The organism is Gammaproteobacteria bacterium (genome assembly GCA_028817255.1).
GTDB lineage: Bacteria > Pseudomonadota > Gammaproteobacteria > Porifericomitales > Porifericomitaceae > Porifericomes > Porifericomes azotivorans.
In genome coordinates, this window is sequence record JAPPQA010000160.1 from 1 (window position 1) to 1,439 (window position 1,439).

Genomic DNA, 1,439 nt, shown 5'->3' on the forward strand with positions numbered 1-1,439 from the left:
GGCCGCAGTGGACGAGAAAAGCACGGTGGACGCCGGCCTGCGGCTGAGCTTCGGCTCGCAGTTCGGCCTGGATGTCGCTCCCGAGATCGGGGCCGTGCACAATTTATATCCGGATCTGGCCCTGCGCGCCCGCGCCGGCAGGGGATTTCGGGTGCCCCGGGTAACCGAGGTGCAGCCTATCGGCGCCACCCCCCCGAACGAACGGCTGAACCCGGAAAGCTTCTGGAACCTGGAGACGGGGATTAACAAGCGATTCGGGGAACGCGCGGAATTCGACGCCGCATTCTGGTGGATGAGCGGCGACAACCTGATTCTACCCTCCGGCGCCAACAGGCAAAGACAGAATACCGGCGAATTTACCCACCGCGGCTTGGAGTCTCTACTGGCCATACGGGTTCACAGACACCTGCGGCTGCTATTTGCCGGCACTGTCATGGATTTGAGAGGGGACACCGCCAACATACCGCAGAGCGCTTTCGATATCGGCGCCGACTTCCAATACGGCAAGTTGCGCATCAACCTGACCTCCCGCTACGCCGGCGATCTTTACGGAGGCAACGACGAGACCAACAAGCTGGACAGCTACTACGTCGCGGATCTGCATGTCGGCTACGACGTAGGCTATGGCATCACGGCATACATGGATATAGACAATATCACCGACGACGACTATGAAACCCTTGCCGGCTATCCCCAGGTGCCGCGGGCAGTCTTTTTCGGGTTGCGCAAGACTGTCGGCCGGTAAAGCCAGGCGCCGCGCATCCCTGCCTGCGCCAGGGCGCGGGGCGCAACCGCAAGCGTCTGCAGGCGCTGGCGCAAGGCGCAAGGCTCGCCTGCCGACAGCGCCGCCCCCGACCGCTTGCCGCCTGCTCCAGTTGCCGGTGAGGCCCGCATGATCGAGATCTTTCTCGCCGGCGGACCGGTGATGTACCCCCTGTCGCTTTGTTCCGTATTGGCTTTGGCCGCGATCCTCCGGCAGACGCTGGTATGGGCGCGGGTGCAGCGCGGCCGGCGGCCCGACCTGGTTGCCCGGCTGTTGCAAGAGCCAACCCCGCGGGAACCGGGATGCCCCCCCTCGCCGGACATCGTGGCACGGGTGTTGATGGATGGCAGCCGCCATCCCCCCACGGAGGCCGGGGTGCATATGCGGGGCTACGCGCATACGGAGATGCAGGCTGTGGAGCGCGGGGTGGGAATCATCCGCGCTTTGGTCACGTTGACGCCGCTGCTGGGCAGTTTCGGAACCGTACTGGGAATCGTCGAATCCTTCCAACTATTGGGCAGCGCGCAACTGCTGGATCCGACCGTCGCCAGCGGCGGCCTGGCAAAGGCTCTGATCACGACGGCGTTCGGCCTGGCCATCGCCATGATTAGCTTCGTTGCCCATTGCATCTTTCAGACCAAGGCGCTGGCGCTTGGGCAGGAACTGGAGCATCGGT

At 64.1% G+C, this 1,439-nt stretch carries 2 protein-coding genes; both read left to right on the forward strand.

The window, feature by feature from the left end; genetic code table 11:
• Positions 1–745 (forward strand): TonB-dependent receptor (locus OXU43_06695; GenBank protein MDD9824841.1); only part of this gene is annotated, 745 nt, incomplete at its 5' end.
• 147 nt (positions 746–892) lie between these two features.
• A partial coding sequence (locus tag OXU43_06700; protein ID MDD9824842.1) for a MotA/TolQ/ExbB proton channel family protein occupies positions 893–1,439 on the forward strand: 547 nt, incomplete at its 3' end.